Annotated in this window: 8 protein-coding genes; 6 read left to right on the top strand and 2 right to left on the bottom strand. The window is 64.8% G+C overall.

All coding sequences use genetic code 11. The annotated features are described in order from the left end of the window. Positions 1-228: 228 nt before the first annotated feature. Positions 229-2112 carry a sensor histidine kinase gene (locus CKO28_RS25710; RefSeq protein WP_338050247.1) on the bottom strand — a complete coding sequence of 628 codons (1884 nt, stop codon included), beginning with the start codon at positions 2110-2112 and terminating at the stop codon, positions 229-231. Between the two features lie 169 nt (positions 2113-2281). Here CKO28_RS25710 and mscL point away from each other — a divergent pair, with 169 nt between their 5' ends. The 3 genes from mscL to CKO28_RS25695 all read left to right on the top strand — a co-directional run bounded on the left by mscL (position 2282) and on the right by CKO28_RS25695 (position 3872). Beyond that, positions 2282-2842, top strand: a complete 561-nt coding sequence (gene mscL, locus CKO28_RS25705; RefSeq protein ID WP_338050246.1) for a large conductance mechanosensitive channel protein MscL — start codon at positions 2282-2284, stop codon at positions 2840-2842. A 252-nt stretch (positions 2843-3094) separates the two neighbouring features. Then, on the top strand, positions 3095-3457 hold the full coding sequence (locus CKO28_RS25700; RefSeq protein WP_242480821.1) for a helix-turn-helix domain-containing protein: 363 nt from the start codon (positions 3095-3097) through the stop codon (positions 3455-3457). 166 nt (positions 3458-3623) lie between these two features. Then, positions 3624-3872: a TFIIB-type zinc ribbon-containing protein gene (locus tag CKO28_RS25695; protein ID WP_200343975.1), complete on the top strand. Its 249-nt coding sequence runs from the start codon at positions 3624-3626 to the stop codon at positions 3870-3872. Positions 3873-4103: 231 nt separating this feature from the next. Here the strand turns inward: CKO28_RS25695 and CKO28_RS25690 are convergent, their stop codons facing one another. Next, entirely contained in the window at positions 4104-5312 is a 1209-nt protein-coding gene (locus CKO28_RS25690; RefSeq protein ID WP_200343973.1) for an IS1380 family transposase, read from the bottom strand. A gap of 185 nt (positions 5313-5497) precedes the next feature. On the opposite strand from CKO28_RS25690, the gene CKO28_RS25685 reads away from it, so the two are divergent. The 3 genes from CKO28_RS25685 (at position 5498) to CKO28_RS25675 (ending at position 7759) form a co-directional block, all read left to right on the top strand. Continuing rightward, complete coding sequence (locus CKO28_RS25685) at positions 5498-5749, top strand: hypothetical protein (protein WP_200343971.1); 252 nt, start codon at positions 5498-5500, stop codon at positions 5747-5749. Beyond that, complete coding sequence (locus CKO28_RS25680) at positions 5742-6752, top strand: diguanylate cyclase (protein WP_200343969.1); 1011 nt, start codon at positions 5742-5744, stop codon at positions 6750-6752. Before CKO28_RS25685 ends, CKO28_RS25680 begins: the two co-directional genes overlap by 8 nt. A 338-nt stretch (positions 6753-7090) precedes the next feature. Next, positions 7091-7759, top strand: a complete 669-nt coding sequence (locus tag CKO28_RS25675) for a hypothetical protein (protein WP_207168935.1) — start codon at positions 7091-7093, stop codon at positions 7757-7759. Positions 7760-7866: the final 107 nt, after the last annotated feature.

The following is a 7866-nucleotide window of genomic DNA, read 5'->3' as shown; positions in this document are numbered from 1 at the left end:
ACGTACCGTTCGTGGCGGAAAATAGGGTCTGCGACATGGCTGCCTCCTGAACTTGGAGAGGTCAGCTATGCCGCGATCAGCAGGGACCGGGAAACCGTTGATCGAATGGGGTGTAGCTGGCGCTTACGGCTTTCCTCCGTTGCGTCCAACTGCGCGCAGAGCCTGCATCCCAGTCACTGAGTATGCGCCATACGTTCATCCACATAAACAGCCAGTAGGTCGGTCGGTTTAGGCCGCCCTCATCGTCTCCGCACGCCACGACGGCAGGTATAGCGTGGCTTCGGTCCCGCCCCCGACGCGGCTGATCAGAGCGATGTGACCGCCGTGCAGCTTGGCCAAGCCGTTGGCGATTGCGAGCCCGAGCCCGGTGCCCCCGTGACGGCGGCTGAGCGAGCCATCGACTTGAACGAACGGCTCCATCACGCGCGCCAGATCGTCCTCGTCGATACCCTCTCCCGCGTCGCGTACGGTGAGGGCGACCTGGCCCGACGCATCTTCCCCTGCCCAGATTTGCACGGTTCCCCCGTCCGGGGAAAACTTCACCGCGTTGGAGAGCAGGTTGACCACGATCTGCCGTAGTTTCTGCGCATCGCCGGTCAGCACGAGTGGCGTCGGCGTGGGCGCCTCGATCGCGATGCCCCGCGCCGCGGCCTCCGGCGCCAACAGGTTGACGCTCTGTGAGATCAGCTCGGCCAGGTCCAGCCGCTCTTCGTGCAGGGTCACCTCGGCAGCCTCGATCTTGCTGAAGTCGAGGATGTTGTTGACCACCCCGAGCAGGTGCTGTCCGCTATCGCGGATGCTGGCTGCGTAGTCGCTGTATCGCTCGTTGCCGAGCGGGCCGAAGGCGCCGGTCGCCATGAGGTCCGAAAAACCGATGATCGCGTTCAAGGGTGTGCGCAGTTCGTGACTCATGGTCGCGATGAACTGCGACTTCGCGTGGTTGGCCTGATCCGCCAATTCCTTGGCCTGTCGTAAGTCGTCGGCGGCGCGCTTGCGTACGGTCACATCGTGCAGCGTAACCACAAGGCCGCGCACGGCTGGATCATCCGAGAGATCCCTCACCACCATCTCGCAATCGCATACGCCCGTGGTCGCAGCGGCCATCCGGGTATCCTGCGGCGCGTGCCAGCCGTCGCGTCGGACGCGCGCGAGGACATCGGCGGTGGACGCCCGAAACTCGGCATCGATCAAGTCCAGGAAAGGGTGTCCGACCAGCACGTCCCCCGCGTGGGCCAGTCCCGAGGCGACCGCGAAGCGGATGCATCCATCCGTGTCGAGCAGGAAAATCTGGTCGGAGGCGTTCTCCAGAAGGGCCCGGAGACGGCGCTCGCTGTGCTTGAGCATCTCCGCATCGCGGGCGGCGACGGCAGCGAAGCGCCGGTCGAAGATTGCGGACACAAGCCCGATCGCCATCACAGCGGCGCTGCCAGCGGCGACCAGGATAGCAAGGTGTAGGTGCGGGGTCATGCCGACCCCGCCTGGTTCGGCTGTCGGCGTGGCGACGAAGACGGTTCCGGCCATGCCGACGAAATGCATGCCGGAAATCGCCACCCCCATGACCGGCGCCGCCAGCAGCTTGCGCCAGACATTACGATCCCGCGCGGCGAGCTGGAGCGCCGCCAGCGATGCGGCGATGGCGATCATGATCGAGGCCGCGAACAGGGTCGGCTCGTAATACGTCTCCGCGTCCATCCGCATCGCTGCCATGCCGGTGTAGTGCATAGCGGCGACGCCGAGCCCCATCAGCGAGCTGGCCAGCGGAAGGCGAAGGCGACCGGGTCTGCGCCAGCCGTTGAAGCCCAGCCCGACACCGGTCATCGCAATGGCGATGGCGAGAGACGCCAGGGTGAGGCCCGTGTCGTAGGCCACCGGGATCGGTAGCCGCATCGACATCATGGCGACGAAGTGCATGGCCCAGATCCCGCCACCCATCGAGATGGCGGCGCCGATTAGCCACACGGCCTTGAACAGACCCCGGCTTTCAGAAGCCCGTCCGGCCAGCTGGAGCGCCGAAAACGACGCCAGCACGGCCACGATCACCGACAGCGACACGAGTGCGTGGTCGTGGCCCATCGGCAGTCCGTCAATGTTGGAAGGAGCGAACGCGAACATGCACGGCGAAAGTGCCCGCTCAGAGATTAACTCCGCGTTAGCGACAGGCACGGCTGTGACGGGCTGGCGCGATGCCGGTTGGCCAAACTGACGCGTGCCTGTAAGGCTCATGCCCCGACCACGGCGGCCGCTTCGATCCAGCCGCTTCGATCCAGAGCGCCGTGGACGCGTGGCGCAGACCTACGTCTCGGCGCCGCCGAACATCCGTGCTGTGCACGCTATCAAGCTGGATTCCAGGGGTGACCGCATGCGCTTGATCCAGGAGTTCCGCGAATTCGCCTTGCGCGGCAACGTGATCGACCTCGCGGTGGCCGTCATCATCGGCGCGGCCTTCGGCAAGATCACCGCTTCGCTCGTCAACGACATCCTCATGCCGCCCATCGGGCTGCTGCTCGGCGGCGTGGATTTCAGCGAACTCTTCGTCACGCTCGGACCGGGCGACTACGCGACCCTGGCCGAAGCCCAAGCCGCCGGTGCCGCGACCCTCAACTACGGGCTGTTCATCAACGCGGTCGTCCACTTCACGATCATCGCCGGCGCGATGTTCGCCGTTGTCCGGCAGATCAACTGGCTGAAGGAGCGCAACGAGACGCCCGACGCGCCCACGCCCGACGCGCCCACGTTGGTGCCCGAGACGAAGAACTGCGCGTTCTGCATCTCAATTATCCCGGCGGCGGCGTCACGGTGTCCGTACTGCACGTCTGTGCTTGAGACCGAGCCCGGAGAATAGGCCGTTGTCGCCGGCCGTTGACACCGCGTCGCGAAGAAGTCGTTCTAAAGCCGCTACAGCGGGCCTTAAGTCAGTGTGATGCTCGAAGCCCAAAGTCGCCAACACCCCCTCGGGGGCCGGGAAAACGGCGGGAACGAGCATTTGTGCTGGCGTCTCTCCCGGGCGCGCTGCACCGAGCCGTGCCCTGCAAAATCCGACGATTGAGGTACTGAGACGACAACCATGAGGGTGGCTGACCACCGAAAAGTTGCCATGGGCAAGGTCATCCGCCGAGCGCGTACACGAGCAGGGCTCACCCAGAACGATCTGGCCCAGCACCTCGGCATCACTTTCCAACAGGTCCAGAAATACGAGACCGGCAACAACCGTGTGCACTTCACGGTGCTGCTCGATGTGAGTTGCATGCTCGGCACGACGCCGGAAGCGCTGCTGCGGGAATACCGCGAGGTCGTCGGTGATGAAAGCGTGGTCGAAGACGATGCAGGCCGGGATGATCGTGACATCGTCCGTCTGATGGGGCTCGCGCATCAGGTGGACAACAACACGCGGAAGGCGGTGATTGAGCTGCTGGCGGCTCGCGTTCGGTCTGAGAAGGCGGAAGACGAGAAAGGCTAAGCGAAGTCGTTGCGGGCGACTGCGCTCTCTCGCGTGACCGCGAGCGGAATCATGTCTCGGCATGTCCTGCGTATCCTGGCGGCAGAAGCCGGCGTTGACGTGGCGGACGCGGCGGCCACGTCCTCACGAGCGAGCAAATCATCGTAGAGCAGGGGGCGCGCCGATCATGAAATGCCCGATTGACGGAGAAACGCTCCAGATCGCCAAGCGCAAAGGCGTCGAGATCGACTACTGCCCCACTTGTCGCGGCGTGTGGCTTGATCGTGGTGAACTCGACAAGATCATCGAGCGCTCCGCGCCGGTGACGGACGATCAAGACCGTCAAGGACAGCGCGGCAACGCGGGCTACAGTCAGAGCGGGTCCAGCAGACCGAAGAAGAAGGAGTCGTTCCTGTCGGAACTCTTCGACTTCTAGACGGTTCAACCCATAAGGAACGAGCCTTGGCCCCGCATTATTCAGCCCACGAGCACCTGATGTACGCCGCTTTGCCGTAGAATAATCTCCGCGAGTCTGAGCCGAAGAGATTGCGAGCGTGGCGAGTCCACGTGAGCGGACACTTGATGGTCTGGTGTGCTTGTTCACGCGAGACGAGTCTAGTTGGACGCGTTTTGTTGCCGCGCCGCGAGGGCGCGGAACCGCATTGGATCAACTGTCTCGACGGACGGCGCTGGCGGCGGTTACGGCGGCGGCGCCTAGCACCACCGGTCGAGGCGGTGGCAGACCTGAGCCCAGACATCGGCGAACCGGCGTTCGATCACCAGGGTGAGCCGGCGGCTGTGCCGGATCACGCGCGTGCCGGTCACCAGCAGGAGCCGGCGGAGGCTGTCCCGCCGTGCCGCGCTCGCGATATCGGGCGAGCACGGCTTCCGCGTCCATCTGCTCGGCGGGGATGCTGGTCACAAGGTGAATGCGGTCCAGCAGCAGATCGTCGGGCCGCTCCTTCACGACCATGATCACCCGGCGCGGCTGCGCCCAGGTGCCCGCCCGGTAGCTGAGGTCCAGGCACCATTGGCGCGGCTCCTTGGGCGGCCGGCCGCGCGGGCGCTTCTTGTACGGCGCGCCCAGCCGGTCGAGCGCCTTGTTCGCCTTGAGCCGCGCGATGTAGGGCGTGTTGTCTGCTTCCAGGGCGGATAGCAGCTCCTCGCCGGGGAACCCGGCGTCGAACCGGATCATCGCGACCTGGCAGATCTCGCGCTTGGCTCGCGCGACCACGTTACGGATGAACGTCACCGCGTCCTGCGCGCTGCCGGCGTTGCCCGGCCGCAGCCAGGTATCCAGCATGTCGCCGGTCTCGGCCGCGCTGGCGACCAGCGGGTCGTAGATCCGGCCGGCGTCGTGGCCGTTCCACTTCGCACCGGGTTGATGGCCGTGGACCTCCAGCGGCAATCCGTCGATGTCGAGCGTCAGGTAGCGCTGGCGATGCCCGCGGCGGGCGGCGCGCAACCGAATGCCGGCGACCTGCATGATGGCCTCGGAGAGCGCCTCCAGGTTACCGGCCCGGGCCAGGATGCCGAGCAGCCGGGACAACGTCGGCTGCGAGGCCAGCGCCCAGTCGGTCGCCTGGTCGCCACGGCGCGCGCTTTCCGCGATCCGGATCGCCAGGTCGTCGCGCAACCGGTCGACGTCCTGGCCGGGTCGCCACCCCTGAGCGATCAACACCACGGCCGTGCAGATCAGGCTCTTAAGAACGTGGGTAACGTAGCGCGGATCCCGCGGGTCGTGCAGGTCAGCGACCAGGCGATCCAGCACGCCCGTCCGCTCCAGGATGTCACGCACCAGAACCGCCCCGGCGTCGCCGCTGAGCGCCTCGTCCCTGGCTCGTTGCCGCGCCCGGGTTGGGCCAACAGCGGACACGCGAAATGACTCTCCTCTTCCTACCTGTCAGACTGGCCAAAGCCTGTTGCTCTCGCGTCTGCCCTCAAGTCGTTCCGAGCTACGCGGCCGCTTCCGTTCCCGGAAACCTCAATCCGTTCGTTAACGCTTCTGATACGAACAATCAGTTAAACGCGCTTTCCGATAGTAAGCGTGTGGGGGCTACAGTGGCGCACGACCAAGCCGCGGACATCGTCGCATCCGCCGTTGCCGACGTCGGGCACATCGACGTTCCAGAGGTCCTGAAAGACCGGATCGCGCGCCAGAACGCGCATCTCGTGGAACTCGCGGCCAACCTGATCGCCTCGGGCATGAACGAGCCGCGCATCAAGGACGTGGTGCGCGAGGCGATGGGCTCGTACGAAGAGGAACTGGTCGAGACGATCCTCGCCTTGAAGGCGGAGGCGGATAGTGTCTGATTGCAAGCTGACGGATGAGGCCGGTCGTCTTGCGGCGCTGACCCGCTACGACGTGCTGGACACCGAACCGGAAAAGCCCTTCGACAAGATCACCGGCCTGGTCCAGAGCGTCATGGACGTGCCCATCGCGGCCGTGTCTCTGGTCGACGTCCAGCGACAGTGGTTCAAGTCGATCCAGGGCCTGGACGTTGCCGAGACGAGCCGCGAGATCGCGTTCTGCCATCACACCATCCAGCAGCGCGAGCCAATGATTGTCCCGGACGCCACCGCAGATCCGCGGTTCGCGAACAACCCGCTGGTGACGGGCGCCCCTTATATTCGGGCCTATGCGGGTGTACCGCTCAAGACCCCCGATGGCTACAATCTCGGCTCGCTGTGCGCGATTGATTACGAGCCGCGGCAGTTCGACGCCGGCCAGATCGCTATTCTAACCAGCTTCGGGAAGCTCGTGGTCGACGAGCTGGAGTTGCGGCAGATGGCGAGCACGGACGGCCTGACCGGCGCGCTAACGCGCCGCGGTTTCGTGGAGATGGCGACCCACGAGATCGAGCGATCCCGGCGCTACGGCCGGCCCCTCGCAGTCGTGTTGTTCGACCTGGATGACTTCAAGACCGTCAACGACACCTACGGTCATCCAGCGGGCGACAACGTGCTCCGCTACGTTACGGGCTGTGCGACCGACACGTTGCGTTCGAGCGATACACTTGGACGGATCGGTGGCGAGGAGTTCGCTCTCCTGATGCCGGAGACTCAGCCCGAGGCCGCGCTGGACTGCGTGGAGCGGCTGCGTCGCACGATCGCCGACACTGAGATCCCGATAGATACCGGCCGCATCGCCGTCACAGCGAGCTTCGGGGTTTGCCCGCTGACAGATCGCTACGGCGACGTCGAGAGCTTGCTGGCCGCCGCGGATCAGGCGCTCTACGGCGCCAAGACGAGCGGTCGCAACCGCACCGTCTTCGCTCACGGCCCGCAGGTCGCCTTGCCTGCAGACCCAGTGTAACGCGCGGCGCGTGCAAACACATGTCTCGCTCGGGCCACGTCGGCCTCCGGCTCACGGCCCGGCTCGCGCGCGATCAAGCCGGCACGGACCTCGGCCGCACGCGGCCTCGATCGGGGCTCTAGTTGTCTTGCGTATCACAACACCTTCTTAATCGGTTACCGTCTATTGAGGTGGCGAGGATGACTCGCGCCCGAAGCTAAGGCCATCAGGCCCGCATGCGTTGGTCTGTCAATCCGCAGGGCGAGCCGGCCATGCAATCAGTGCAAGTACCGAAAAAGCCAACCAGATCGTGGAAACCAGGATCTGCCGGCACACGACGTAGATTTGGAAAAAAAAAGATGAGGGCGGGCCGACTTAAATCCCGTTACTCGATCATCGGGTTGATCGCGATCTTAATCACGCTCCAACTCCTCATCATGGTCGCAGGAATTGGCGGAATCGCCACCGTCGAAGCGGTTCGGGGCTTTGTCGTAGGCGAAGCGCAGTACACGAAGGCACAGCAACGCGCTACCAGCGCGCTGCGCCGCTACGTGCGTTCCGGCGACACGTCGGACCTGGCCACCTACAATCGGGAGATGGATGTTCCCAGAAGCATCGGTCTGGCTCGGATCGTCCTCGAAACACCTGACGTGCCGGATGACTACGCGCACGATTTCCTGGTCGAGGGCAACATCCATCCGGCCGATGTTCCCTATCTCGTAGACCTGTACAATCTGGCAAGCGGCACTGGCTTCCTTGAACCAGCCACGTCTGCCTGGCGGGAAGCGGATCGGCTGATTCAACAACTTGACGCGCTCGCGCTGGAGATCGCAGCCCTGCGCCAAGGCCGGGTAGCCGCGGACATCGGGGACACCCGACAGCGTGCGTGGCTGGACCGTATAGACGCCTACCCCCCATTTTGCACGGAGGCAGGGCGGACCTCCCTTGAACCCGCGGATTCGTGCGGGTTATGGGCGCTGAGGCAATACACGAAATCAGCGTGGAGGTCCGCCCATGGCAGAGGGTAACCAAGAACAGCTGCGATTTCATCCCGTCGAGGGCTGCACGGTCCGGGCCGAGTTCAACGGCGGGGCCATGTCCTCGGACTTTGGCCCGATGCTGCTTCGGGGTGTCG

Source organism: Rhodovibrio sodomensis, from assembly GCF_016583645.1.
In the GTDB taxonomy this organism is placed as follows: Bacteria; Pseudomonadota; Alphaproteobacteria; order Kiloniellales; family Rhodovibrionaceae; genus Rhodovibrio; species Rhodovibrio sodomensis.
Note: the sequence above shows the minus strand (reverse complement) of the source record. Positions and strands in the feature narration are given on the sequence as shown.